The sequence below is a fragment of the Paenibacillus sp. FSL K6-1330 genome, assembly GCF_037976825.1.
Lineage (GTDB): Bacteria > Bacillota > Bacilli > Paenibacillales > Paenibacillaceae > Paenibacillus_AQ.
The window spans coordinates 6,165,740-6,191,623 of record NZ_CP150269.1 but is presented as its reverse complement, the minus strand read 5'-3'; the positions used below and the strand labels follow the sequence as shown (position 1 = coordinate 6,191,623).

At 47.9% G+C, this 25,884-nt stretch carries 25 protein-coding genes, 1 pseudogene and 1 other annotated feature; of the genes and pseudogenes, 22 read left to right on the top strand and 4 right to left on the bottom strand.

Translation table 11 applies throughout. The features are described 5' to 3' along the window. Positions 1 to 9: 9 nt before the first annotated feature. Positions 10 to 939 (bottom strand): Ku protein, encoded by a 930-nt coding sequence (locus tag NYE54_RS28230; protein WP_098748766.1) that lies wholly within the window; start codon positions 937 to 939, stop codon positions 10 to 12. A 208-nt stretch (positions 940 to 1,147) separates the two neighbouring features. On the opposite strand from NYE54_RS28230, the gene NYE54_RS28225 reads away from it, so the two are divergent. Both NYE54_RS28225 and NYE54_RS28220 read left to right on the top strand, forming a co-directional pair. Then, a complete protein-coding gene (locus NYE54_RS28225) occupies positions 1,148 to 1,435 on the top strand; it encodes a hypothetical protein (protein WP_215157765.1) in 288 nt (95 codons plus the stop codon). Positions 1,436 to 1,439: 4 nt separating this feature from the next. Then, entirely contained in the window at positions 1,440 to 1,622 is a 183-nt protein-coding gene (locus NYE54_RS28220) for an H-type small acid-soluble spore protein (protein ID WP_076324721.1), read from the top strand. Between the two features lie 116 nt (positions 1,623 to 1,738). Here NYE54_RS28220 and NYE54_RS28215 read toward each other — a convergent pair whose 3' ends face one another. Continuing rightward, complete coding sequence (locus NYE54_RS28215) at positions 1,739 to 2,920, bottom strand: epoxide hydrolase family protein (RefSeq protein ID WP_339267813.1); 1,182 nt, start codon at positions 2,918 to 2,920, stop codon at positions 1,739 to 1,741. A 260-nt stretch (positions 2,921 to 3,180) separates the two neighbouring features. Between NYE54_RS28215 and tsaE the strand changes: the two genes are divergently transcribed. The 5 genes from tsaE (at position 3,181) to NYE54_RS28190 (ending at position 8,550) form a co-directional block, all read left to right on the top strand. Continuing rightward, complete coding sequence (gene tsaE, locus NYE54_RS28210; RefSeq protein ID WP_339267811.1) at positions 3,181 to 3,651, top strand: tRNA (adenosine(37)-N6)-threonylcarbamoyltransferase complex ATPase subunit type 1 TsaE; 471 nt, start codon at positions 3,181 to 3,183, stop codon at positions 3,649 to 3,651. Then, positions 3,638 to 4,429: a tRNA (adenosine(37)-N6)-threonylcarbamoyltransferase complex dimerization subunit type 1 TsaB gene (gene tsaB, locus NYE54_RS28205; RefSeq protein ID WP_339267809.1), complete on the top strand. Its 792-nt coding sequence runs from the start codon at positions 3,638 to 3,640 to the stop codon at positions 4,427 to 4,429. The genes tsaE and tsaB overlap by 14 nt, the downstream gene beginning before the upstream one ends. Before the next feature lie 19 nt (positions 4,430 to 4,448). Then, positions 4,449 to 4,973 (top strand): ribosomal protein S18-alanine N-acetyltransferase, encoded by a 525-nt coding sequence (rimI, locus tag NYE54_RS28200; protein WP_339267807.1) that lies wholly within the window; start codon positions 4,449 to 4,451, stop codon positions 4,971 to 4,973. Next, positions 4,970 to 6,019 (top strand): tRNA (adenosine(37)-N6)-threonylcarbamoyltransferase complex transferase subunit TsaD, encoded by a 1,050-nt coding sequence (gene tsaD / locus NYE54_RS28195; RefSeq protein WP_339267805.1) that lies wholly within the window; start codon positions 4,970 to 4,972, stop codon positions 6,017 to 6,019. The genes rimI and tsaD overlap by 4 nt, the downstream gene beginning before the upstream one ends. Before the next feature lie 516 nt (positions 6,020 to 6,535). Continuing rightward, positions 6,536 to 6,871, top strand: a binding site (T-box leader). Between the two features lie 155 nt (positions 6,872 to 7,026). Continuing rightward, positions 7,027 to 8,550 (top strand): 2-isopropylmalate synthase, encoded by a 1,524-nt coding sequence (locus NYE54_RS28190; protein WP_339267804.1) that lies wholly within the window; start codon positions 7,027 to 7,029, stop codon positions 8,548 to 8,550. Between the two features lie 478 nt (positions 8,551 to 9,028). Here the strand turns inward: NYE54_RS28190 and abc-f are convergent, their stop codons facing one another. Further along, entirely contained in the window at positions 9,029 to 10,981 is a 1,953-nt protein-coding gene (abc-f, locus tag NYE54_RS28185; protein ID WP_339267803.1) for an ABC-F type ribosomal protection protein, read from the bottom strand. 617 nt (positions 10,982 to 11,598) lie between these two features. On the opposite strand from abc-f, the gene NYE54_RS28180 reads away from it, so the two are divergent. The 15 genes and pseudogenes from NYE54_RS28180 (at position 11,599) to NYE54_RS28110 (ending at position 24,902) form a co-directional block, all read left to right on the top strand. Next, entirely contained in the window at positions 11,599 to 12,249 is a 651-nt protein-coding gene (locus NYE54_RS28180; RefSeq protein ID WP_256720729.1) for a 5-formyltetrahydrofolate cyclo-ligase, read from the top strand. A gap of 3 nt (positions 12,250 to 12,252) precedes the next feature. Next, a complete protein-coding gene (moaC, locus tag NYE54_RS28175; RefSeq protein ID WP_076324713.1) occupies positions 12,253 to 12,729 on the top strand; it encodes a cyclic pyranopterin monophosphate synthase MoaC in 477 nt (158 codons plus the stop codon). A 49-nt stretch (positions 12,730 to 12,778) separates the two neighbouring features. Continuing rightward, the gene (locus NYE54_RS28170) at positions 12,779 to 13,270 is read left to right on the top strand and encodes a MogA/MoaB family molybdenum cofactor biosynthesis protein (RefSeq protein ID WP_076324712.1); all 492 of its coding nucleotides are present in this window, start codon (positions 12,779 to 12,781) and stop codon (positions 13,268 to 13,270) included. Positions 13,271 to 13,487: 217 nt separating this feature from the next. After that, positions 13,488 to 13,724, top strand: a complete 237-nt coding sequence (locus tag NYE54_RS28165; RefSeq protein WP_076324711.1) for a twin-arginine translocase TatA/TatE family subunit — start codon at positions 13,488 to 13,490, stop codon at positions 13,722 to 13,724. Between the two features lie 72 nt (positions 13,725 to 13,796). Then, complete coding sequence (gene tatC / locus NYE54_RS28160; protein WP_339267800.1) at positions 13,797 to 14,570, top strand: twin-arginine translocase subunit TatC; 774 nt, start codon at positions 13,797 to 13,799, stop codon at positions 14,568 to 14,570. A 299-nt stretch (positions 14,571 to 14,869) separates the two neighbouring features. After that, positions 14,870 to 15,688, top strand: coding sequence for a nucleotidyltransferase domain-containing protein (locus NYE54_RS28155; protein ID WP_339267798.1), 819 nt, complete (start codon positions 14,870 to 14,872; stop codon positions 15,686 to 15,688). A 277-nt stretch (positions 15,689 to 15,965) separates the two neighbouring features. After that, positions 15,966 to 16,247 (top strand): co-chaperone GroES, encoded by a 282-nt coding sequence (gene groES, locus NYE54_RS28150; protein ID WP_006212454.1) that lies wholly within the window; start codon positions 15,966 to 15,968, stop codon positions 16,245 to 16,247. 62 nt (positions 16,248 to 16,309) lie between these two features. After that, positions 16,310 to 17,938, top strand: coding sequence for a chaperonin GroEL (gene groL, locus NYE54_RS28145; protein WP_076324708.1), 1,629 nt, complete (start codon positions 16,310 to 16,312; stop codon positions 17,936 to 17,938). A 227-nt stretch (positions 17,939 to 18,165) separates the two neighbouring features. Next, positions 18,166 to 18,606 carry a NucA/NucB deoxyribonuclease domain-containing protein gene (locus tag NYE54_RS28140; RefSeq protein ID WP_339267796.1) on the top strand — a complete coding sequence of 147 codons (441 nt, stop codon included), beginning with the start codon at positions 18,166 to 18,168 and terminating at the stop codon, positions 18,604 to 18,606. A 495-nt stretch (positions 18,607 to 19,101) separates the two neighbouring features. Then, a complete protein-coding gene (gene yjcZ, locus NYE54_RS28135; RefSeq protein WP_083659774.1) occupies positions 19,102 to 19,212 on the top strand; it encodes a sporulation protein YjcZ in 111 nt (36 codons plus the stop codon). A 165-nt stretch (positions 19,213 to 19,377) separates the two neighbouring features. Continuing rightward, positions 19,378 to 19,710: pseudogene (locus NYE54_RS28130) on the top strand (sensor histidine kinase); the annotation flags it as partial. Positions 19,711 to 20,183: 473 nt separating this feature from the next. Further along, positions 20,184 to 21,146 carry an ABC transporter permease subunit gene (locus tag NYE54_RS28125; protein WP_098748753.1) on the top strand — a complete coding sequence of 321 codons (963 nt, stop codon included), beginning with the start codon at positions 20,184 to 20,186 and terminating at the stop codon, positions 21,144 to 21,146. 14 nt (positions 21,147 to 21,160) lie between these two features. After that, complete coding sequence (locus NYE54_RS28120; RefSeq protein WP_098748752.1) at positions 21,161 to 22,048, top strand: carbohydrate ABC transporter permease; 888 nt, start codon at positions 21,161 to 21,163, stop codon at positions 22,046 to 22,048. A 56-nt stretch (positions 22,049 to 22,104) separates the two neighbouring features. After that, on the top strand, positions 22,105 to 23,688 hold the full coding sequence (locus tag NYE54_RS28115; protein ID WP_076324699.1) for an extracellular solute-binding protein: 1,584 nt from the start codon (positions 22,105 to 22,107) through the stop codon (positions 23,686 to 23,688). 71 nt (positions 23,689 to 23,759) lie between these two features. Continuing rightward, complete coding sequence (locus NYE54_RS28110; RefSeq protein ID WP_339267794.1) at positions 23,760 to 24,902, top strand: ROK family transcriptional regulator; 1,143 nt, start codon at positions 23,760 to 23,762, stop codon at positions 24,900 to 24,902. 209 nt (positions 24,903 to 25,111) lie between these two features. Here NYE54_RS28110 and NYE54_RS28105 read toward each other — a convergent pair whose 3' ends face one another. After that, a complete protein-coding gene (locus NYE54_RS28105; protein ID WP_339267792.1) occupies positions 25,112 to 25,837 on the bottom strand; it encodes a stalk domain-containing protein in 726 nt (241 codons plus the stop codon). Positions 25,838 to 25,884 lie beyond the last annotated feature (47 nt).

Sequence of the window (25,884 nt, the reverse complement as noted above, 5' to 3'; positions counted from 1 at the left end):
CCATACGGATCAGGATGTGGAGTCGGATTTCTTGGATTTGGTTGTTCGGCGCTTCGGCTTCGGTGCGTCAAGCTCGCCTTCCCCGCCGCTGACCTTGGCAGCCGGTTCTTTGGCAGCTGTCTTCCGGGTTGGTTTACGCGGCTTCGGTTTGGTGCCTGGATCCGTTCCGATTGGCTTTACGGCTTCGATGCTTGCCTGGAGGGCAGCCATCAGATCGACAACGTTGGTCTCCTGACGAGCAGGGGCAATCTTGATCTCTTCACCGGACACTTTGCTGTTGATCAGATCCAGCAGACGTTCGCGATAATCATCCGTATATTTCTCTGGGTCAAAGGGAGTTGACAGCTGGTCAATCAGCAGTTTGGCCATATCAAGTTCCTTGGAGTTGACCTCGGTTCTTTCAGGCAAATTCGGGACCTGGGAGATCGGCCGGATCTCATCCGGGTAGAAAATCGTCTCGATCGACAAGCATTCATCGAGCACCCGGATCGCGGCCAGACTGCTCTTCGAGCGAATTGCGATTTTGGCGATGCCGATTTTGCCTGACTGCTTCATCGCTTCCAGCAGGAGCCGGTATGCGTTTGCACCTGCTTGATCCGGCGAGAGATAGTACGTCTTTTGAAAATAAATCGGGTCAATTTCGGTCAGATCCACAAAGTCCAGAATGGTAATGTTTTTGCTGTTCTGTTCCGCGAGCTGCTCCAACTCTTCTTTCTCGAACAGTACAAATTTCCCCTTCTCATATTCGTACCCCTTCGTAATTTCCTCCCAGGCCACTTCCTCTTCACATACCGGACATTTGCGGATGTAAGAGAGCGGGCTGCCGCACTCCTTGTGAATGTAGCGCATCGAAATATCCTTATCTTCCGTAGCCGAGAACATTTTGACGGGCACGTGCACCAGACCAAAGCTGATCGCGCCCTTCCATACCGTATGCATTCTATGAAACCTCCTATCAAATTTTAATATGTTTGGGTATGACCGTGTAGTAAACGCAATAAACGACTGCTATAAATTTTTGTACTACCTCTATTAGTGTGCCCAAAAAAAGACTCTAGTATGAGTTATAGCTCAGGATTGCATAATTAGAACCCGTTTGTGGCATATTGACGATGAACTCTGCCTGTATAAGGAGGTAATTTTCGTTATGATGGAGCCTAGAGAAACCGAAACGTCTGAAGAGATACAGAAGGACAGAGCCTCGGATCATTCCGCTGCAGAACCGGTGAACGGGGAGATGGTGGATTGGAACAGCCTAACTTCGGAGGAGAGCGAGATCTCTCGGGAATCTACGATGTTCGATATTGACCGGATGATCAACGAAGGCCTTGGCGGAGGCAATGTCACCCTGGATAACGGGCTGATCGGCCCTTCCACAACCGATACGATGGACGTCGTGGACGAATCGCCAAGAAATATGGAGAAGGAGGACTAAACGTATGGAGATACAGAGAGCCGTGGAGATTTTTAACTCCAAGGATACTTACAAGGTCAACCTGGGAGGGGAGTCCGTGTGGATCGAGCATGTGGATCAGCAGAACGGGATGGCCACCGTTCAGGTTGGTTCCCGTCCGACCAATACACTGACTGTGAACGTAGACCGGCTGAAAGAAGGCGAATAGCTTATTGTAGGGGCTCTTTAGCTCCGTCTAATCAGTTAATAAACACGAAAAACACACCTTGTACGGGTCCCATATCGTTGGAAACCGGATAAGGTGTGTTTGTGTTGACTACGTCGTTAACGAATCCCTCTGAAAAATAATCGGATATCATCAGCCAACAAATCAGGAGCTTCCAATGCGGCGAAATGGCCGCCTCGGTCGAATTCTGACCAATGCAGGATGTTGTACTGGCGCTGAGCCATGCTCCGAATGGAAAGGTCCTTGGGGAAGACCGCCACGCCCGTGGGCACCGAGGAATAGGGTGCTGGCGCTCCCCAATTACTGGAGCTTTCTTTATAGATTCTTGCAGATGAGCCTGCTGTAGCTGTGAGCCAATAGATTGAGACATTTGTAAGAAGCAGATCGAGATCAACCGCATCCTCAGGGAGATCTGCCGTTGGATCTGTCCATGCCTTAAACTTCTCCACAATCCATGCAAGCTGACCAACCGGGGAATCTGTTAAGCCATAGGATAGTGTCTGCGGTCTGGTTGCTTGAAGGACGGCATATCCGGACCCGTCAAATCCGCCACCGGCTAATTCACCATAGCGCAGCTGCTCTGCAGCCGTAAGGTTCTCGGTTTCAGCAGGATCTCCGGTTGGGAACACCGACAAACCATTACAGTGAACGCCAATGATACGCTCTGCAGCGATCCGGCCAAGTTCAGCCGAAACCAAACACCCGGTATCTCCACCTTGAGCTCCATAGCGTTCATAGCCCAAGCGACGCATTAATTCATCCCACGCTCTAGCTACTCGCTCGATGTTCCATCCCCGTTCCGTTGTATGCCCGGAGAAGCCGAAACCTGGAAGGGAGGGGATCACGAGATGAAATGCATCGGACGGATTTCCACCGTACTTGCCTGGGTTGGTGAGCGGTTCAATCATATGTATAAATTCTACAATCGATCCTGGCCAGCCATGGGTAACGATTAGAGGCAGTGCATCAGGCTCAGGGGAGCGAACATGCAGGAAGTGGATATTTTGTCCATCGATGGTGGTCGTGAATTGAGGAAATTCATTCAGCATGGCTTCATATTTACGCCAGTCATATGAATTCTTCCAATAAGTTGATAGCTTCTTTAGGTAAGACAGCGGCGTGCCATAATCCCAGTGGTTATCCTCCAGATCATCAGGCCAGCGAGTACGGGCCAAACGTTCCTTAAGATCAATCAGGTCCGAATCCAGAATTTCAATGTGAAAGGGAGTTATAGTTGTTTCGGAAAAAGGGGCTGTGTTCGGTATGTTTGTTATATTCATTGTCATCCTCCTCAAGGTTTTTATCATGGTTTATCTTTGTTCTGGTTTAACTATAAGGCTTGATCTTTGACTACATCGTGTCAGTGTTTGATACCTGGGTTGACGTTTCTTTTCTCATCCCAAACTTAAAAGCGAAACCCATGTTCTTGCAGCGGCTTGGGAGGACCGATATAATGAAGATCAAGTATTTTAAGATATGGGCAAACTAAGTAAAGGGTGGGTTATCAGTGAACAATGGCCGTACGGAGGGCCGGTTTCGAATGAGTTCAAGCAGTCTGGAAGAGACGGAGCAGCTTGCTGCTTGGCTAGCCGCTAGGGCCGAGCCAGGGACTGTCATCGGCCTGGACGGAGATCTTGGAGCAGGAAAAACGGCATTTTCCCAACAATTTGCACGGCACCTTGGTGTGAACGGGGTTGTGAATAGCCCGACATTTACGATTATTAAAGAATATGAGGGGCGTCTGCCGCTCTACCATATGGATGTGTACCGTTTGTCGATCGATGAAGCGGATGAGCTCGGGCTGGATGAGTACTTTTTTGGAGAAGGGGTTTGTCTCGTGGAGTGGAGCAGCCTGATCACCGAACTTTTGCCGGAGCGTTATCTGCATGTCCAGCTTGAAACGACAGGCGAAACTAACCGGATCATCACACTTTCAAGCCAGGGCGAGCCCTATGGCGAGTGGTGCCGGGATTTGAATGAAAAATGGGGTAGCTGGAATGAACAACAATGACACGAAGCCGCAGCAGCGGTTTTTGGCGCTGGATACGTCTACGGCATCGCTGACGGTATCCGTGATGGAGCAGGACAAGCTGCTGTCGGAAGTGAACACGAATGCGGACCGCAACCACTCGGTGCATCTGCACCCGGTGATGGCACAGGCGCTTGCGGAAGCAGGCCTCGGCATGGACCAGATGGACGGCATTGCCGTAGGAGTAGGTCCGGGTTCTTATACGGGGATCCGGATTGCGGTAACGGCTGCCAAAACATTGGCATGGGCTAATCACATCCCGGTTGTCGGGGTATCCAGCCTGCATGCCTTGGCATGGGGGGGCTTGAACTCCGGATGGCATCAAGCCGAGCCGAAGAAGGGAGTCCACTGGGTCATTCCGCTGCTGGATGCAAGACGGGGACAAGTGTACACGGCATTATTCGCTGCCGATTCAGAGAGCCAAGAGGATGCGCCGATACGTATGGAGGCAGACGGTATTCGCCTGATGCAATCCTGGGTGGAGGCCATACAGGAACGGATCAGCAAGCTGCCTGAAGAGGAGCGCCCGATTTGCCTTTGGTTTACTGGGGAAGTGGAGCTTCATGCCGAAACCGCTCGCGGGCTTGAGCCTGGGTTTGGAGACGGGCTGCATATTCATCCGTATTCGCTTGAAGGCCGCTGGATGGGGTACTTGGGAGCAGCCAGGTTGCTCGCTGGGGAAGCGGATGATGTGCATACACTGGTGCCCAATTATACACAGCTTTCCGAAGCGGAAGCGAACCTGCTGCGTAAGCGGTGAAGGGAGCGTAGGATTCGTCATGGATCAGCAGAAGAAGCCGGTAAATGGTGAAGACGGTTTGTCCTTTCGGTTGATGACCCTGGAGGATATTCCGGAGGTTCTCGTGGTGGAGCGTGAAGCGTTCACCGTGCCTTGGACCGAGGAAGCTTTTCACAATGAGCTGAAACTGAATCATTTCGCACGTTATATGATTATGGAGTACGAAGGCAAGACGGTTGGATATGCGGGCATGTGGACGATCGTTGACGAAGCACACGTTACGAATATTGCGCTGCTGGAGCAGTACCGCGGACGCAAGTGGGGCGATCGACTGCTTACGGAACTGATGAAGACCGCTGCCTATATGGGAATGGAGAAAATGACGCTGGAAGTTCGGGTATCCAATCACGTTGCCCAGCACTTATATACCAAAAAAGGGTTTAAACCAGCCGGTGTCCGGAAGGGGTATTATTCCGATAACCAGGAAGACGCACTCATCATGTGGGCAGATCTGCCCCCTTATCGGGAGGACGATGGCGAGGAAGGAAGTCAAAGGCTATCATGAATGAAGAAAGAGTAGACCGGCAGCACAGCTGCATATTGGCGATAGAAACGAGCTGCGATGAAACCTCGGTTGCCGTAGTAAAGGATGGCTACGAGGTTTTGTCCAGCGTCATTGCCAGCCAGATTGAAACGCATAAAGCTTTTGGCGGGGTGGTCCCCGAGGTGGCTTCCCGCAAGCATGTGGAGAGCATCACGCTAATTATTGAACAAGCCGTAGCTGAGGCCGGCATTGAAATGAAGGATTTGTCGGCGATCGCCGTAACGCAGGGGCCTGGTCTGGTCGGAGCGCTACTCGTTGGCGTTATGGCTGCTAAAAGCCTGGCGTTTGCGCTTGACAAGCCGCTAATCGGTACGCATCATATTGCGGGTCATATTTATGCCAACCGCTTTGTGGGCGATATCGCTTACCCTTGTATGGCACTGGTTGTTTCCGGCGGTCACACCGAGCTGGTTTACATGAAAGACGAAGGCAGCTTTGAGTTGATCGGCAGGACGCGCGATGATGCAGTTGGCGAAGCGTACGACAAAGTGGCCAGAGCGCTTGGCTTTCCGTATCCCGGGGGCCCGCATGTCGACCGTATGGCATTGGAGGCCGAAGAGGTTGTGGAGCTTCCCCGTGTATGGCTGGAGCCGGATTCCTATGACTTTAGCTTCAGCGGTCTGAAATCGGCTGTATTAAATGTCGTCAATCAGAGCAAAATGCGTGGAGAGGAAGTCCGGACGGAAGCGATAGCCCGGGGTTTCCAGGAATCGGTGGTTGAAGTGCTCGTGGAAAAGGCGGTTCGCGCGGTCAGAGCATATGATGCCAAGCAGTTGCTGCTGTGCGGTGGTGTTGCCGCTAATCGCGGGCTCCGTAAAACATTGGCTGAACGTTGCGAGCAGGAAGGGATTTTGCTGACGATCCCGCCATTTCAGTATTGTACCGATAACGGAGCGATGATTGCTGCCGCGGCACATTTGAAATGGAAGCAGGGGAGCTTTACGTCGCTCGATATGAAGGCCGACCCGCAAATGTCGCTGGAACTTTGGGCGGAGCCATTAAGCTAAAACGTCTTGACACGTCTTTATATAGGACGTATAATCTTGATCAAATTTCAGAATATTGAAACGCAAAGAACAGGACCAGTAAGGTGAACCTTGGATGTAGAGAGCTGCGGGACGGTGCAACGCAGACGAGAGGGGCCTGAACTCACCTGGGAGCGGAGCAGGGGAACCTTGCGCAATGAAGTGCGATCAGGCATGGATTGATTGCGGAGTTTGACCTTGTTACGGGATGGCCTCCGTGAGAACGGCTGCGTACAAATCATTTGTGATTTGGCGATGGAGGGGGCTTTAAGGTCCGGGAACAGCTTGAACCCGGGAGCTTAGAGTCAACAAGAGTGGTACCGCGATAGGATAGCCTGTCGTCTCTTGAATAAGAGATGGCAGGCTTTTTTGCATTCTTATTAGGCAGTTAATGCTTTGATCAAGCAGAAGTAGGCAATAACAACGAGCCAGTGCAAAAGAGGCAGGATACCCGGTGAAGTCCCGGATATCATGAGATTCTGCATAACAGCATATCGAATAAACGCGATGAACGGGAGCAGTAAAAGAGAGCTGTCTACAGAGAGCTGCGGGTTTGGTGTAACGCAGCGGCAGCAAGCTTTGAATCTCACCCGGGAGCGGAAGAGGGGAACAGCACGCATCGGTGAGGGAGCAAGACAGACCAACGACCATGAATGCAGCTATACTCTCTTACGGAGTTTCCTCCGTCATCAGGATGTCCATTCTCTTTATGACCGGCCGGTATGAGGAGATCATGGACGTGAGTGGACGTGTATATGTCGCGGCAGAACGGCTGCGAACGAGGCGCGTCAATTAGAGTGGTACCACGGAGGGTGTTAGCCCGTCGTCTCTTATATGAAGAGATGGCGGGCTTTTTTGCTGCCGGCAGCAGCAGGGTGGGATGCGAACGCAAGTCGACGTGCGGACGTAAAGCGAACATATCGAGCAGATGGGACAACAAGCCCGTAGGAAATCGGGTCATACCCATAACCAAGGAGGAGTATACAAAAATGAGTGAATCCATGAGAACCATCCAAATATTCGATACCACATTGCGGGACGGGGAACAGGCACCGGGAGCAAGTCTGCAGCCTGAGCAGAAAATTGTGCTGGCCGGAAAGCTGGCGGAGCTGGGCGTTGACGTAATGGAGCCTGGGTTCCCGGTGTCCAGCCCCGGGGAGTTTGCCGCTGTGCAGGCCATCTCGAGACAGCTGCAGCAGGTGGAGATATGCGGATTCGCGCGTGCTGTGAGAGGGGACATTGATGCTGCTGTCAAGGCCACCCAAGACGCGGCCAGAAGGCGGATTCATCTGTTTATTTCGTCTTCCGACATCCATCTTCGCCACCAGCTGCGCATGAGCCGTCCAGATGTGGTCGCAAGGGCACGTGAGATGACAGCTTATGCGAAGCAGTTCAGCGACGTGGTGGAATTTACGGCGATGGATGCCTCGCGCACCAGCATTGACGACCTGATTGAGATGGTGGAGGCCGTCATTGAAGAGGGCGCAACGATTATCAATCTGCCCGATACGGTTGGATACGCGCTTCCGAACGAATATGGTCAGATGTTCCGACGCGTGCGGGAAGGCGCGCGTGGCGGAAAGACAGTCACTTACAGCGCCCACTGCCACAATGATCTCGGTCTGGCTGTGGCCAACAGCCTGGCCGCGATCGAGAACGGCGCCAGCCAAATCGAGGTCACCGTGAATGGGGTGGGCGAACGTACAGGCAACTGCGCACTGGAGGAGCTCGTCATGGCTCTATCTACCCGGGGCGACATGCTGCGGGCGGAGACGGGCATTACGGCCGAGAAGCTGTATGAAGTATCCCGTCTCGTTAGCGGTGCGATGCATTTTCCAATTGCCTTCAATAAGCCTGTGGTCGGCCGGAACGCCTTCCAGCATGAATCCGGCATCCATCAGGACGGTCTGCTGAAGGATCGAAGCACCTACGAGATTATGGACCCGGAAAAACTGGGGATTCCGCGGAGCATGATCGTGCTGGGCAAGCATTCCGGTCGTCATGCATTGAAGGATCGTCTTGCCAGGTACGGTGTCCAGCTCGAAGCATCCGAGATGGAGTCCTTGTACGATACCTTCAAGGAGACGGCTGACCGTCAGAAGGTGGTCAGCGATGATCAACTGCTGCAGATGGTGAGCAGCACACTAGGCAAACCGGCCCAAGTATATGAGCTGACCGAGGCCCAGGTCATTTCGGGAACGGGCAGCAGCCGGGTTGCGGCCGTTACGCTGCGTCATCTGGGCGAGCAAACTGAGGCCACCTATTCCAGCGTGGCGGACGGTCCGGTGCAAGCCGTTATTTCGGCGATCAGCCAAGGAATTAGCAGCGCCATCCGCTTTGGCGATTTGGAACTTCATTCGTTAAGTAGCGGCGAAGATGCGCATGCCGAAGCGGCGGTCACGGTTGAGAAGGCGGGCAAGATCTTCCGCGGCACGGCCGTGCATCAGGATATCGTTATGGCCGCAGGCCTGGCATACGTTGCTGCATGCAACTCGGCGTTGATGTCGGTCTAAGCGAGGAAGCTGAACAGGGAACCTTAGCGTCTCCACTTCGATAATTGTTGGCACAAGCGACCTTCCGAACTGCACTTAGGAAGGTCGCTTTTTTCAAAATCTAGCTTAATATAACTGGCAAATAACAAGTGGTAAGTCTATATAGAAGCCTATTATATAAGACATGTAATTCTGTCAAGTTGTGAACAACGTTATCCACATATTCGCCGAAAAATGTGCATAAGCGAGAAAAATGTCGATAAATCGGTCTTTTGCAAGACGCTGAAAAGAGGGGACAGGATTTTCAATTTCTTCGGTGGAAACTGTGGATAATGTGAATAACTTAGTGGATAAAGTTGGATATAGGACCGACGATGCGCGAATAACAACAAAAAAATGGCCATTTCGGCCATTTCCATGGTAAACTTATGCACCATTATTGGGGATAAGTTTGTGTATAAATGCAAAACTCCATTTGAAACACTTTTGTGAATTTTTTTTAAGTTTCCAGCAATGACTCCCATTCGGTAAAAATTTGCTCAAGCTGACTCTTTTTCTCCTCTAACGACTGCTGGCGTTCTTGGAGTGCCATATAATCCTGATAGATCTCCGGCAGCGTCATCTCGGTCTCTAGCTCGGAGATGTCCGATTCCAAAGCATGAATTTGCTCTTCCAGACTTGTGAGCTTGCGCTGACGGTTTCGTTCCTCCCGCTTTGCTTGCTTCTCAGCTTCAAAGGAAACGGCTCCCTGTTTCTCGACGGTAGCTTCGGCTTTCCCTTCCTGCTTCAGGGTGTGACGAGCAAACGGCTCGGAAGGTTCATCATTCATATCGAGAATTTCCTGCTTTTTCTCCGTATAGTCGTCATAATTACCCAGGAAATGTTGAATGCCGTCCGGATGAAGCTCGATGATGCGCTCGGCCATTTTGTTAAGGAAGTAACGGTCATGGGATATGAACAATAAAGTGCCTTCGTAATCCATTAGTGCCGATTCCAGAACCTCTTTTGCAAATAAGTCGAGATGGTTCGTCGGCTCGTCCAAGATGAGCATGTTGGCTTCCAGGAGCATCAGCTTGGCAAGCGAGACGCGTGCTTTTTCCCCGCCGCTTAAGGAACTGATCTTCTTGAGCACATCTTCGCCGCTGAAGAGGAAGTTGCCCAGAACGGTGCGGATTCGGGCTTCCTCCATATGCGGATAGGTGCCCCATAGCTCTTCCAGAACGGTATTGCTCGGATTCAGCTCGGATTGCTCTTGATCGTAGTAGCCGATTTTCACTTTTGTTCCCCATTGCAGCGATCCCGCCGTTGGCTTCAATGTACCGATCAGGCATTTAAGGAGCGTCGATTTGCCAACTCCGTTGGGACCGATCAAAGCTACGGTTTCTCCGCGGCTGAGATCAAAGGAAACCTGCCTAAACAACGGTTTGTCCTGCTCGAACGCAAGCGCCAGATCCCGCACATGAAGCACATCCTTGCCTGACATATACTCGGCTTCAAAAGAAAAATGTGCTTTCTTCAGATCCCCCAGCGGTTTGTCCATCCGTTCCATTTTATCCAGCGCTTTGCGACGGCTCTGCGCCCGCTTGGTCGTAGAGGCCCGGACCAGATTTCGCTGAATGAAGGTCTCCATGCGGGAGATCTCATCCTGCTGCTTCTCGTATTGCTTCAGCTGGGATTCGTATTCCGCTGCCTTCAGCTCAATATACCGGCTGTAGTTGCCCGTATATTTTTTGGAGTGACGGCGTTCGATTTCAACGATGGTCGTCACGAGACGATCCAGGAAATAGCGGTCGTGGGAAACGACAAGCAATGAACCGGAATAGCCTCGCAGATAATCCTCCAGCCAGGTGAGGGTCGCGATATCCAGATGGTTCGTCGGTTCATCCAGCATGAGCAGGTCGGGTGCCTGCAGCAATATTTTTGCAAGGGCCAGCCTTGTCTTCTGCCCGCCGCTTAATGTGGCAATGGAGGTATCCGGCGAAAAGCTGCCAAATCCCATGCCGTGGAGGACGCTGCGGATACGTGTTTCGATCTCATAACCGCCCTGATCCTTGAACCAGTCTGAACGGATCGCATAACGATCCAGAAGCTCCTGGTATTTCTTCGGATCCTCGCTCGACTTCGGGTCGGCAATTTGTTCCTCCATCTGACGCAGCTCGCGCTCCATCTCCAGAAGGGGAGTGAATACATCCAGCATCTCGTTCCATATCGACGAATCGGACTGAAGCCCGCTGTTCTGGGCAAGATAACCGACGGTGGTTTCCTTAGCCTTGAAGATTTGTCCGCCATCATAAGACATCTCGCCTGCCAAAATTTTGAGCAGGGTCGATTTCCCGGCTCCATTGACTCCGACAAGGCCGATTCTTTCGCGTTCAAGCACCTGTAGACTGATCCCGTCCAGCACGGGCGTAACCCCGTATAATTTCGTAATGCCATTGGCTTGCAGCAGCATGTTATGTGAAACCTCCATCATTCTATATGTTTGTTCGATTAATTCTTCATTATAAGAAAAACGTCTACCGACGTACACTCTCATAAGACAGACCGCGTATAGCGGAAGTTTTTCTTGCGAGATAAGGAGGGTATGCCTCTGATGTATATACATTCTTATCTCTTAAGAAAAACGTCTACCGACGTACACTCTCATAAGACAGACCGCATATAGCGGAATTTTTTCTTGCGAGATAAGGAGGGTATGCCTTTGATGTATATGCATTCATATCTCTTAAGAAAAACGTCTACCGACGTACATTCTCAGAAGACAGACCGCATATAGCGGAATTTTTTCTTGCGAGATAAGGAGGGTATGCCTCTGATGTAAATACATTCTTATCTCTTAAGAAAAACGTCTACCGACGTACACTCTCATAAGACATCTCGTTTAGAAGTTGTTTTTCTTTTGATATCAGGATGGTCATGCTTTGAAGTCTATACGTTCTGATATCTTAAATTAAGTGTACATGAAAATGACCGAACAATCGACCATGATTGGCGACTTCCTGCATTCTTGGCTAAAGGAAGGAACAGTGGTAAACTAAACTTAATTATAAGCGTGAGAGGAAAGATCACGTGTTGAACCCTGAGGAAGAATTGAAGCGGGTATCCGCAAAAGATGCCCTGCGCAAATTGATGCTATCACGCAGGGATGAATTATCTGAGGAGGAGCGGGCGAAGCGATCACAGCAAGCCTGCGAGTTTGCTTCGGAGGTCATGAAGCGGCTCCGACTTCAGAGCATGATGATTTATGTCCCCTTTCGCTCCGAACTGGATTCCCGGCCGCTGGTTGAATGGGCATGGAAGCAGGGGATTCAGGTTATCGTTCCCCGGAGTTTGCCCCAAGACCGTTCGCTGGAATTGTATAAACTTCAGGGATGGAATGAGCTGATTCCCGGAGCTTATGGTATTCTGGAGCCTGATCCGCAGCGATCACAGAAATGGATGGATCATAGGCCTGATATCATCTGGGTGCCTGGGCTTGCGTTTGACAGGAAGGGCGGAAGACTTGGATACGGAGGCGGTTATTATGACCGGCTGTCGGACAGGCTTAGTCAAGGAGCACAAGACACCTCTCGTCAGATCGGTGAGCCTTTGTGGGTGGGAATCGGCTACGAGGTTCAGGTCTTGGAGCATGTTCCCATGGAAGAGCATGATAAGGTATTGGACGGTTTGGTTACGGAACGGGGACATACTGTGAAGGCCAGACCTGCAGCGGAGGGATAAGAGATGGAATTGAGTCATTTTAATGGCCAAGGCAGAGCACGAATGGTGGATGTCAGCGATAAGGATGTAACGGCCCGGACAGCGGTAGCAAAGACTACGGTTCGTATGCACCCAGATACGCTGATTCGCATCCATGAGGGGAAGATTGGCAAGGGAGATGTGCTTGCTGTAGCACAGGTTGCGGCTATTATGGCGGCCAAGAACACGTCAAACTGGATTCCGATGTGTCATCCGCTGCCGTTGACCGGCGTGAATGTGGAGTTCAGCGATAATGCTAGAGATGAGTTATATATAGAAACGACCGTGAAGACCACAGGCAAAACCGGCGTTGAAATGGAAGCTTTAACAGCAGCTTCAGCGGCTGCGCTGACGGTCTATGATATGTGCAAAGCCTTGCAAAAAGACATGGTCATCGGCCCGACCTACCTGGTAAGCAAAACCGGTGGGAAGAGCGGGGATTACATACAAGAAACAACATAGCATTGCATAGAGACAGGTGATTCGAACGAGTGGAAGGGAGAGAGGGCAGATGGTGTGGAAAACGGCGATCCTAACGGCGAGCGATAAAGGTTCGCGGGGGGAACGCGAGGATACGAGCGCTCAAGTGATCCGGGAATTGGTGGAGGAAGAGCTGAGCGGAGAAATTATTGAATACCGGATCGTACCGGACGAGCCGGATGAAATTATCGCGGCATTGATCGAACTGACGGATTATTATCAAGTGGATCTCGTGCTCACGACAGGCGGAACGGAGCTGGCGGTCCGCGATGTTACCCCGGAGGCAACCAAGCGGGTCATCGAACGGGAAGTGCCCGGCATCGTAGAAGCGATGCGTGCTACCGTCATGCAGAAGAATCGGAGCGCGATGCTGTTCCGGGGCGTATGCGGCGTCCGCGGCCGTACCTTGATTGTCAATCTGCCGGGCTCGCCCAAAGGCGTGCACGAGAATCTGGCGGCGGTCATGGATCAGCTTCCGGAGGCACTGCTAATGGTAACGGGCCAGTATCGGGAGCAGCTCTAAAGGCCACCCTATTAGATAATTATGTAAATAATCTGTCACGATTCTAGACTGTATATGTGATTTACATTATGGTATGATGACGGTATATGAGCTTGTTTCAACTGCTGTAGTCGGATTATGGTCTTTAGTTAACACCTGTTGTAGTGCAAGGCGTGACGGATTTAGATCATCCTGAGGTCCTTTAAAGGCATTAAGCAGGACAAGGAGGAGAATAGATATGAGTACAATTGGAGTGCCGGGTATTATTTTGCTCGTCATTTTGGCGCTACTCTTGTTCGGACCAAACAAGCTTCCTGAACTGGGACGTGCGGTCGGAAGAACATTCCGTGAGTTTAAGGATGGTGCGCGCGAGATTATTGCTGACGATGCACCGGCGAAGAAGAAAGAAGAGGCTCCCCAGCAAGCCGTTGCCGCTGAGCCAACCAAGGTTGAGGATAAGCGTCTTCCGGAATAATGCAAGGTTTGAAGTCCCTTCCTTCGGGAGGGACTTTGTTTTGTCAGGGTCACATATAGGGTGGTGTTTAACATGTCGGAGCAAGTGAAAGATATGGCGCTTGTAGAGCATCTGGGCGAGCTTCGCAAACGAATTATCGTCGTGCTCGTGGTATTCGTAGCGGGGCTGATCGGTGGGCTTTTTGTTGCGGAGCCGATCTATCATTATTTGACGGCAGCCGAAGAAGCTAAGAACTTTGAACTCCACGCCTTCTCCTTCTGGGATGGCATCGGAATCTACATGAAAATCGCTGCCATTTTCTCGCTCGTCATTTCTGTTCCGCTGATCTTCTATCAGCTGTGGGCGTTTGTCAAACCGGGACTTCGCAAAGAAGAGCAGAAAGCGGCCATTCGTTACGTACCGTATGCGTTTCTTCTGTTCATCGTGGGGATAACGTTCGGATATTACGTCGTGTTTCCGATGACGTTGTCGTTTACTACAACGATTACCCAGAGCATGGGGCTCGAGGAAACCTACGGAATTACCAATTACTTAAATTTCATGTTTAATCTTGTATTGCCGCTGGCCTTGCTGTTTGAGCTGCCGCTTGTGGTGATGTTCTTAACAAGAATTCGCATTCTGAATCCGCTGCGGCTTCGAAAAATGCGCAAAGTGGCTTATTTCGTGCTTGTATTCATTGCGGCTTTCATTACGCCGCCCGACTTCATATCGGATATCCTGGTTACGATTCCGCTGCTGCTTCTGTACGAATTCAGTGTGTTTCTGTCCTCCGTGGTCTATCGCAAGCAATTAGAGGCAGACATGGAACAGGACAAGCGGTACTTACAGGTAGATGAAGAGGATTAATAATGATGACAATTCTTTTGCAACATAGGATCGCATGAGAATAAGAACAACCCGCATAACCTCACTCCACGGGAGTATGGTTTGCGGGTTGTTTTTTTGTTCAAGAATCGAATGGTTAGGAATCAATTTCATAAGTGCATTAGCTCCCGGTCGCATGGGAATCATTTCATAACGTCCTAACTTTCATCTTGAGCATATCTCGCTAGCGCCTTACTTTCGCTCTGTTGAAATAGGAACGCTTGGAAGACAATAAGGATATTGGGCATCACACGGCCAATACAGAAGGAGAGATTCCGGATATGAAGATAACGGAAGAAATGAAATTGACGATACAGCAAGAGCTTGAGCGAATTGAGAGGGAGGAAGGGGTTCTTATCCTGTATGCGTGCGAATCAGGCAGCAGGGCCTGGGGCTTCCCGTCGACAGACAGCGATTATGACGTAAGGTTTATCTATATCAGACCCGTGGAGTGGTATTTGTCCATCTTCGACAAGCGAGATGTGATTGAGCGGCCGATCAGCGACAGGCTGGATATGAGCGGTTGGGATTTGAAAAAAGCACTGGGGCTTTTTCGCAAGTCGAATCCGCCCCTGCTCGAGTGGTTGGAGTCCCCCATCAAGTATAAGGAGACGCTTGGCATCGCCCAGCAAATCCGCAGCATATCTCCACTTGCGTTCTCGCCCAAATCTTGCATGCACCACTACCTGAACATGGCCAAAGGCAATTACCGGATGTATTTGCAAGGGGGAGACGTAAAGATCAAAAAGTATTTCTATGTCCTGCGTCCGATCCTGGCATGCGACTGGATTCAATCCTACAACGAAATGCCTCCGATGGAGCTCGAGCTGCTTACGGGTCGCCTATTAGATCAGGGAAGTGCTCTGAAACAGGAGATTGATCAATTGCTTCTCCGCAAACGTTCGGGTGAAGAGATGGATGTTGAACCGAAGCTTCCCGTCATCAATGCATTTATAAAAGAGAAATTGAACGAATATGAACAGCTAGCCAAGGATAAGAAGCACCAAGATACGGATCTGGATCAAAGGCTGGATACTTTGTTTCGGAACGCGCTGGTTGAAGCATGGGGAACTGGAGAACCACAGTCATTCACGGTTTGACGAAAGGGCAGCGACATTAGGCATTCAAGCCGTACAGTGTTCCTTAAGACTCAGGCATATTTTGGCATGTCATGGATACAATGGAGAAGGGGGTTAGGGACAACCCCGATCAGAGTCCCAATTGCAAAAAAATGATCAAAAAATCATGCAAAGGACTTGAAATTTTAAGACAACTTGAGTATCATAAAATTGGTTGTTAGCACTGAGGGTTGTCGAGTGCTAATACATAAAGCTTTGAAAAAAGCATCACAACATATTTAAAGGAGGCTATTTTTTCATGATCAGACCTTTAGGTGAACGCGTATTGGTAGAACCGATCGAACAAGAAGAAACTACGGCATTCGGGATTGTACTTCCTGACTCTGCTAAAGAAAAGCCGCAAGAAGGTAAAGTTATTGCTGTAGGCAGTGGCTCCCTGAAAGACGGCGCACGTGTACCTTTGGAAGTTAAAGAAGGCGACCGCGTCATTTTCTCCAAATACGCTGGAACAGAAATCAAATACGAAGGTAAAGAATATTTGATTATGAAAGAAAGCGACATCCACGCGATCTTAGGCTAATGAGCGCCTGAATATATCTTTGTTTCACGATTTCATAATCCACTAGGGAGGTATGTAATACCATGGCAAAAGACATTAAGTTCAGTGAAGACGCCCGTCGCGCAATGCTTCGCGGTGTAGACGCTTTGGCAAATGCAGTTAAAGTAACACTCGGACCGAAAGGCCGTAACGTGGTTCTTGAGAAGAAATTCGGAAGCCCGCTCATCACGAATGACGGTGTAACCATCGCTAAAGAAATCGAGCTGGAAGATGCATTCGAGAACATGGGTGCTCAGCTTGTTAAAGAAGTAGCTACCAAAACCAACGATGTTGCCGGTGACGGTACAACAACGGCAACGGTTCTGGCTCAAGCTATGATCCGTGAAGGTCTGAAGAACGTAACAGCTGGCGCAAACCCAATGATCATCCGTAAGGGTATCGACAAAGCGGTTAGAGCAGCTGTGGCTGAACTTCAAAACATCGCGAAAGAAGTTAAAAACCACCAGGAAATCGCTCAAGTCGCTTCCGTATCTGCAGCTGACGAAGAAGTAGGTCAACTGATTGCAGAAGCTATGGATAAAGTGGGCAAAGACGGCGTCATCACCGTTGAAGAATCCCGTGGCTTCTTGACGGAGCTGGAAGTTGTAGAAGGTATGCAATTCGATCGTGGCTACATCTCTCCATACATGATTACTGATACGGATAAAATGGAAGCTGTTCTTGAGAATCCATACATCCTGATCACCGATAAAAAAGTAACCAACACGCAAGAGATCCTGCCGATCCTTGAAAAAATCGTGCAGCAAGGCAAACCGCTCGTTCTGATCGCGGAAGACATCGAAGGCGAAGCGCAAGCGATGCTGATCGTGAACAAACTGCGTGGTACGTTTAACGCTGTTGCTGTTAAAGCTCCTGGCTTCGGTGACCGTCGTAAAGCCATGCTGCAAGATATCGCTGCATTGACTGGCGGCCAAGTGATTACGGAAGAGCTCGGTCTTGACCTGAAAACAGCTTCCATCGATCAATTGGGTACCGCTCGTCAAGTGCGCGTAACCAAAGAGAACACCATTATCGTGGATGGCGCTGGCAACAAAGAAGACATCGATGCTCGCGTGAAGCAAATCCGCAACCAATTGGAAGAAACCACTTCCGATTTCGACAAAGAAAAATTGCAAGAGCGTCTGGCTAAATTGGCTGGTGGCGTAGCTGTGGTCAAAGTCGGTGCGGCTACTGAAACAGAACTGAAAGAACGCAAACTGCGCATCGAAGATGCCCTCAACGCAACCCGCGCTGCGGTTGAAGAAGGTATGGTATCCGGTGGTGGTACAGCGCTCGTTAACGTATACAACGCTGTTGCTGCTGTTCAAGTAGAAGGCGACGAGAAAACAGGCGTGAACATTGTTCTGCGAGCTCTGGAAGAGCCAATCCGCACGATTGCAGCAAACGCTGGTAAAGAAGGTTCTGTTATCGTTGAGCGTCTGAAAAAAGAAGAGATCGGTATCGGCTACAACGCCGCTACAGATACTTGGGTGAACATGTTCGAAGCAGGTATCGTTGACCCTGCGAAAGTAACGCGTTCCGCTCTTCAAAACGCAGCTTCCGTTGCGGCTATGTTCCTGACAACTGAAGCGGTTATCGCTGACAAGCCAGAACCAGAAAAACCAGCTATGCCTGACATGGGCGGCATGGGTGGAATGGGTGGCATGATGTAACAAAAGGCCCTTAAAGCCTGTCATATCAATGAAAAAGAGACCTCTCGGGGTCTCTTTTCTTGTATAAGGTCACAAATGTATGACAGCGACCATTACAGAGAAGTGATTTACAAATATATGCCAACTTGATTATACTTAAAAAAGTAAACTGAAGGCATCGGTAAGAAAATCCCTGCCAGCCCAGGCCAGCAGGGATTTTTTTGTTTGTATTGAGGGGAGTAATTCGCATGAAAAAGTTATTCTTGAAGTTTGGAACAGCGGTCTTATCCTTGTTAGTGGTTTGGTTGGTCCTTAATTATTTTCCGGAGCTAGATGACATCGATATAAACCCACCACCATCGGGTACCGTTGTCGAATTGGAGTTTCCAGCGGATAGATATCCTGAGACAGCGGATCACATACAAAAGGCCATTGAATCCGGCCATTCCGAAGTTTGTACCATTGATCGAACTGGTGCAGATGATAACAGAAGTTCTTCGCTAAAAGGAATCCCTACAAAAAAAGGATATGATCGGGATGAGTGGCCGATGGCCATGTGTGCCGAAGGCGGGGACGGTGCAAGTGTCGAATACATAGATCCATCTGACAATCGAGGAGCGGGAAGCTGGATAGGTAACTATTTGGAGGGATACCCGGACGGTACCCAAGTACATTTCATTTTTAGATAGCAAAAAGAACCTACTAGCTATATGCCAGTAGGTTCTTTTTTGCGTCTAGTCGTATCAATCGATTCACATGCTTTATTTCCTCTAATGGTACCCAGACTGGCCCATAAGCACTCCGCATCTCTAAGCGATCTGTACAAGCATCAGGTATGCCTTGGAGTACTGCGCCATCAATAAGGTATATCGTCACATTTTGCTTCTTTTGTATGGCCATTTTCAGTTCTTTATCCCACATTTGATTAATCACGCACCCATGACGAAAGTAATAATGTCAGTATATCAAAGGTGGGTAGAATTTACTATAAATCATTTGAACAGAAGTAGATGTTGTCTGAAAAAATACTTCGCATTATAGATAATACTCCGATATCATCGGTAAGAGACCAGACCTCACTGGCTTAGGCTGGTGAGGTTCTTTTTTGTTAAAGCATATTGGCCCTGGCATTGTATGAGATTTTGAATACTTTGTATTGAGATCGTAGAAAAGGAGGAGACCTCATGGGTGAAGTTGGTTACGAAAGTGTTGGAGGATACGGCGGTAAAAACTCAGTCGCGGCGATTCTTGTTCTCTTTATATTGTTGGTAATCATTACTAGTGCCTTTGTATAATATTCCCTGCATGACAAAGACCCTACTGGCTAATGCTGGCAGGGTCTATTTCTTACTAATTTCAGAATACATCAAGATCGTTATTTTACAAGAAGACCAATAATTCTCATTATGTGATTTATATTCGTATTCTGAAGGTAAATAATGCCGGCGAAATCCATAGCCAATCTAAAGCCAGGAACCGTTCGTGTTTTAATGAAATCGGATCATCAGCAAATTATAATTGAGGTTGAAAATAAAGGGAACCCCCTTACGCAAGAACAAGAGAATAAACTCTTCGAACGTTTTTATAAAGTCGATCATTCACGTAGTAGCGAAGGCATTCAAACAGGAGCCGGTCTTGGTCTTTCTATTGCAAGAAACATTATTGAATTGCACGGAGGAACCTTAACTCTCAATCATATAAATAACATATTTAAATTTACGCTTACTTTACCTTCCGAAGGCAGTTTGGCTAACCGTAAGGAGTCTGGAGTAGTGAACAACCATGATATTTAAATTAGTAAAAGTTGCATAGGAACAACACATGGTTTCTGAATTAATGAAAATTAGAATGTCATTGCGAGTATGAAAAGGCTCCCGAGAGGGAGCTTTTTTTATATAACATTCACATTCTAGCAAAAATTCTTGCATCATTCTTCATTGATAGATGAACAACCCCAATCTATTAAAGGAGTAGCTTTTAGTCGAATTATTTTTTAATAAATAATTAATAAAGACACTGTACAAATTAATTGAATCAGTTATAATGTGATAAAAGCTTGATGAAAAATGGCTGATACATGGGGTTGAAATATCATTTTATCGATGGATTTGAAAGCGCTTAATGAATGCGATTTCAAATCAGGAAGTGATATAAAACTCGTGGAAGGGGTTGTTTAATAGGCGATTCATGGAGTTGGGATACATGGATGGATCCAACAAAGGGGCGTTTGGCAGCAAAGAATGAGTGCGTTGAAAGGAGTTTAAACATGGCTGGTTTAGAACCAATAATTCAGATCGATATGAAAAAGAAGAAGGGCTCCAAACTTCAGTTAATGGCTAAGGAGCTTGTATACAACAAATGGCTTTACATTATGTTTCTACCTGTTTTTATATGGTATTTCATATTTGCCTATTGGCCGATGCATGGCTTGTTAATGGCATTTCAGAAGTACAACGTGGTCAAAGGGATATCCGGAAGCAGCTGGGTCGGGTTTAAATATTTCCAACAATTTTTGGATGACCCCCATTTTTTTAGACTGATCAAAAACACGCTGCTCCTTAATATTTACAGCTTGATTTTCGGATTCCCTGTGCCGATTATTTTAGCTCTTTGCTTCAATGAAATACGGAATCTCCTGTTCAAAAAAATTGCACAGACGATTAGTTATTTACCGTATTTTATTTCTACGGTTGTTGTATGCGGGATGGCTCTTACCTTCCTTTCGCCGAGTACGGGTATCGTCAATATCCTTTTAAATAAATTTGGGATTGAGAGTATTTTCTTCTTTCAAGATCCGGATTACTTCAGAACGATTTATGTGCTGCTGGGAATTTGGCAGGGAGCTGGGTTTTCCGCCATTATTTATATCGCCGCTCTTTCGGGCATTAGTCCCGATCTCTATGAAGCAGCCAAGATCGATGGGGCGGGCCGGTGGAGCCAGCTCCGTTACATTACATTCCCAAGTCTGGTCCCGACCATTATTATTATGCTGCTGTTAAACCTGGGCACGATTTTAACGGCCGATTTCGGCAAAATCCTGCTGTTGTACAATCCAACGATTTATGACACCGCGGATGTCCTGAATACTTACGTGTACAGAAAAGGACTCATCGACAATAACTACAGCTATGCCACAGCGGTTGGCCTATTCCAGGCTGTAATTGGTTTCATTCTGGTATACGGGGCCAATTACTTGAGCAAAAAGGCAAACCAGACTTCGCTTTGGTAAAAGGGGGAGAGAACATGTTTAAGACCAAAAAAAGAGTGGACGCCAGTGACGCCATTTATTTTGTATTCATCTATCTGTTTATTATCGTCACTTGTATCGTGATGCTCTACCCATTCATTTATATTCTATCCGTTTCTATCAGCGATACGGACAGTGTGATGCGAAATGAAGTGCTTCTCTGGCCAAAAGGAATCAATTTGTCGGCTTATGAGACAGTTTTGAATTACAAGGGAATGATCGTGGCCTATGGAAATACGATTTACTACACGGTGGTGGGAACATTTCTTAGCTTACTGCTGACGACGCTGGCGGCCTATCCACTGTCACGGAAAAATTGGAAGCTGCGCAATTTTGCCGCCATCTTTTTGGCGATTCCATTATGGTTCGGTGGCGGAATGATTCCCTTTTATATGGTCATGAGAGATCTTCATTTGCTTAATTCCCGAATGGGTATCTTGCTTTACGCAGCTATTTCTACGTTCTATATCATCATTGTACGCACCTATTTTGAGAGTCTTCCCAAAGAGATCGAGGAATCGGCCAAAATCGACGGTGCCAGCGATATCAGAATATTCCTGCAAATGGCGCTACCTCTGTCCAAACCGGTTCTTGCAGCCATCGGCTTGTATTATGCGGTTGGCAAATGGAACTCCTTTTTCTGGGAATTGATATTACTCAGCAAGGAGCAATTTATGCCGGTTCAGGTGTTATTGGTCCGAATAATCCGCGACAGCTCATTCGATAAGGAAATGGAGAAGGCGCTAGTCCAAAGTTCCGGAGTTCTGCCGATCACCATTCAATATGCGGCTATCGTGATTACGGCTCTGCCAATTATTATGGCCTATCCGTTTCTGCAAAAGTATTTTGTGAAAGGGGTGATGATCGGCGCCGTTAAGAGTTAGTAGATTTGAAATAGAGATGTGGTTAAAATCAATAATCCAAAGTGGAGGTCGTAAGAATGAACAGACAATGGAGAAAGAATGGGATATCCTTATTGGTCATTGTAATCATTATGGCTCTTCTGACATCGGCATGCGGAGGCGGAGCGTCAAAGGGAGAATCGTCGCCGTCAGATAATACGAGCGGTGATGAACCGGTGAAATTATCGATCTTTATTGCGAGCCGGGCAACGGATGAAATGTACACCAACGAAACACTGGTATGGAAGGAAATCGGCAAAAAATTCAACGTGGAATTTGACTTTATTACAGGTGATGCCAAAACGATGCGTGACAAATTTCCGCTTATGATTTCTTCCAATGAGTATCCGGATATCGTCGCGGATGCACCTAGCAACTTTAACAAGTACGGTCCACAGGGCGTGTTCATCCCGCTGAACGATCTGATTAAAGATAAGCCCAATCTGCAAAAATATTTAGTAGACGACAAAATTGCCAAATCCCAGATTGTTAATGCAGATGGCAATATTTACGGAGTTCCGATGTTGTCTGCGGTTCGTACATCCGAAGGCCCCTTGATTCGTCAAGACTGGTTGGATCGCTTGAACCTGCCAGTACCGGAAACGATGGATGATTGGTATAATACTTTGAAAGCGTTCAAAGAGAAGGATGCCAACGGAAACGGAGATCCGAAGGATGAAGTACCGTTTTCTACTGCCGGCACTTTTTATTTGAACTTTGCCGATGCTTGGGGCATTGACCTGAACGAGGATGGCCGCTGGATGGAGGAGAACGGCAAGATGATCTACACGCCAATCGATCCGCGCGCCAAGGAATTTCTAACTACGATGAACCAATGGTACAGTGAAGGATTGTTTGATCAAGAGATCCTGTCCAGACAAGATAAAGACTATACTTCGATGGTTTTCAATGATAAAGTCGGTGCAACCAATCATTGGGTTGGATATGTGGCAAGTTTCAATGCAAGACCTGAGGTTGAGAATATTAAAGGATTTAATTTTCAGGTTACGCCACCTCCAGTCATGAACAAAGGCGACAAACCGCTTACGAGCAGGCAGCAACAAATCGTGGTGCCTGTTGCTTGGGCCATCAGCGGCCAGAACGAGCACGTCGATAAAACGATGGAAATTTTCGAGTATGCTTACAGTGACGAAGGTCAACTGCTATTCAACTTCGGGGTTGAGGGCGACACATATACGAAGGAAGCCGATGGAACGCTCAAATATACCGACAAGATTATGAAAAATCCGGACGGGGCCGCGAAGGCATTAAGTAGAATCGGAGCGCAACCATGGATCGGTTTCCGTCAAGATGCACGTTATGAGAAAGCGGCTGCGGTAAGCGAGGATGCGGCCAAGCAACTGTTCTATTACGTCGAACAAAACTATTTCCGGGATCCGGTGCCTGCCTTGAAGTATACTGAAGATGATTTTGAGACGAGCACGGAGATCAAAACGCAGATCGATACCTATGTGAATGAGATGATCAGCAAGTTTATTATCGGGCAGGAGCCGTTATCCCAATTTGATGCATTCGTTGAGAAAGTGAGATCCATGCGTTTTGATGAATTGGAAGCGATCCAAAACAAAGCGTATGAGGCGAATAAAGAATTAATGAAGTAATGGATAAGAACAATGGAAACTAGGGGGTTTCTTTTTCTAGAGAACACATTACCCTGGAGAAAGGTACATACATGAAACATATTAGAGGTAACGTATATCTAATGAAAGAAATCAACCGAGCGACCATCTTAAGCTTGCTTCATAGGGAAAAAGCGATGTCGCGTGCGGATATGGCAAAGGTTACGCAACTGAGCGCTACGACCGTGTCCTCTCTGGTGGATGAGCTGATTGCCGAAGGATTCATTGTCGAATCGGGCGAAAAGTCATCGGTTGGTGCGGGGCGCAAGGCCATATCGCTGGAGATTAGCAAAGATAAAGGGTTTGTCATTTCGGTCGGTTTGGGAAACAACACCTTTTACTGCACGCTATCCAATTTCCACAGTGAAATCGTCGCTGAACTTACAGTTCCGGCCGTAAAAGGAAATGACCAGGTTCTGCAGGCGATATTTCACTGTATCAGCGAGATTGTCCGAATTGCGGGAATCAGTGACTTCTCCCAAATCAAAGGAATCGGCATTGCTTCTCCGGGTATTGTTGACGAGGGTAGCGGGACAATATCGTACGCACGTTATCTGAATCTAAAGGATTTTGAGATCATCAGGCTGCTTCAGTCCCGTTATTATAATCTGCCTATTTACGTCATGAACGACACCAATGCCGCTGCATTTGCGGAATATTATCTGGAGACGAGTCCTAGCGTTAAGAACGTGTTATATGTATGGATATATGAAGGTGTCGGAGCCCGGTTTATCGTGAATGGCCAGGTCTATTCTGGGTACAAAGGAAGAGCAGGAGAGGTCGCCCTGCTGCATGATAATTGGTTTAACAGTACCTATGTGCTGGAGCAGGCGCGGAAAAGGGCAGCCAAGTTTGGCTGCCCTGTACCTCAAACCATTGAAGAAGTTGTACAAGCGTATGAACGCGGGGAAATTTGGATCGAGACGATGATGAATCGAAGCCTGCTGTTTTTGAGCAGGGCGGTTGCGGTCATGATGAATCTGTTTGGCCCGCAAAAGACCATTTTGGACGGGTGGTTCATGACATCACCGAAATGCATTCAGAAGATTCACGATCATCTAGCCAAATTTGCGGTGGATGGTTTATATGACTCGAATTGGGTTTCCCCTGCGAGTTTAGGCAAAAGAAATTATGTAATCGGCGTAACCACGATGGTTTTGCATCAGCTGTTCAAAGGTAAGATTTCGTTAACTTGACCATTGACTTTACAAGTAAACTGTCCTGAAAGTACCGGTTATCAAATCCGGAACATGATATTTCCAAGGCGGTTCAGTTTATTCGCAAGTTTAATAAATGAAAAAGAGACCCTGAGGGGTCTCTTTTCTATAAATTGAAGCACAGAAGGTCGCGTTTCTGGCGTGGGCGGCCCGAATATCGGTATCCGGGGAGCCGCCATTGGCATCGTTTATTTAAGATGGATCGTTCCGAAAATCGAATTTTTACTTGGATCTCTAAAGGTGATAGAACTAATATCCATATTTTCTGGAAGGTTGAGCGTAACTTGAATAGTTTTTGTCTCACCTTTTAGTAGATTGGTATGGTCATAAGAAGTAGCTGAACTGATCTTCTTGCCACCAATAGTAGCGCTATCAAAAAAATCTAAAGCACTCCATGCAAATTGGTTTGTCGGCTCTTCGTTTAGCGTTGCTTCAAATTCAATAACAGCGAACTTGTTTCCTTTATCAGCAATCATACCAGATGTCGATCCAGGTCCAGATGGGATGAAGTTTGTATAGCTTACACTGTTAACTTTTAGTGTCATATCACCTCGAGTAGCGGTTTCATTAAGTTTGAGTGTTAGTGGTGTCTGTGGTGCATTGGTTTGATTGGAATTTACTTGGGGATTTGTTGGTGTTTGTGATCCAGTCTTCAATTCTATTCTCTTAGCCTTGTTATCGAAAGAAGATAACTCAGCGTTTAACATTTCAGCAACCTCCCGAACCGGAAGGTAGGTTGTACCTTTGTATATAATTGGATCAGATTTGAGATTTTGCTTTTGCCCATCTACGATAATCGTGAATTTTGATAAAACAGCTTGAATTGTACCGGGTGCTGCAGCTGCAATTGTTGCCGATCCAATCATCATGCCAAGTGCTAGAGTGGTCATAGTTTTAACAAACGATTTCTTCAAGTGATACAACTCCTTTTTTTGTCAAGTATAACACTTATTACGGCAAA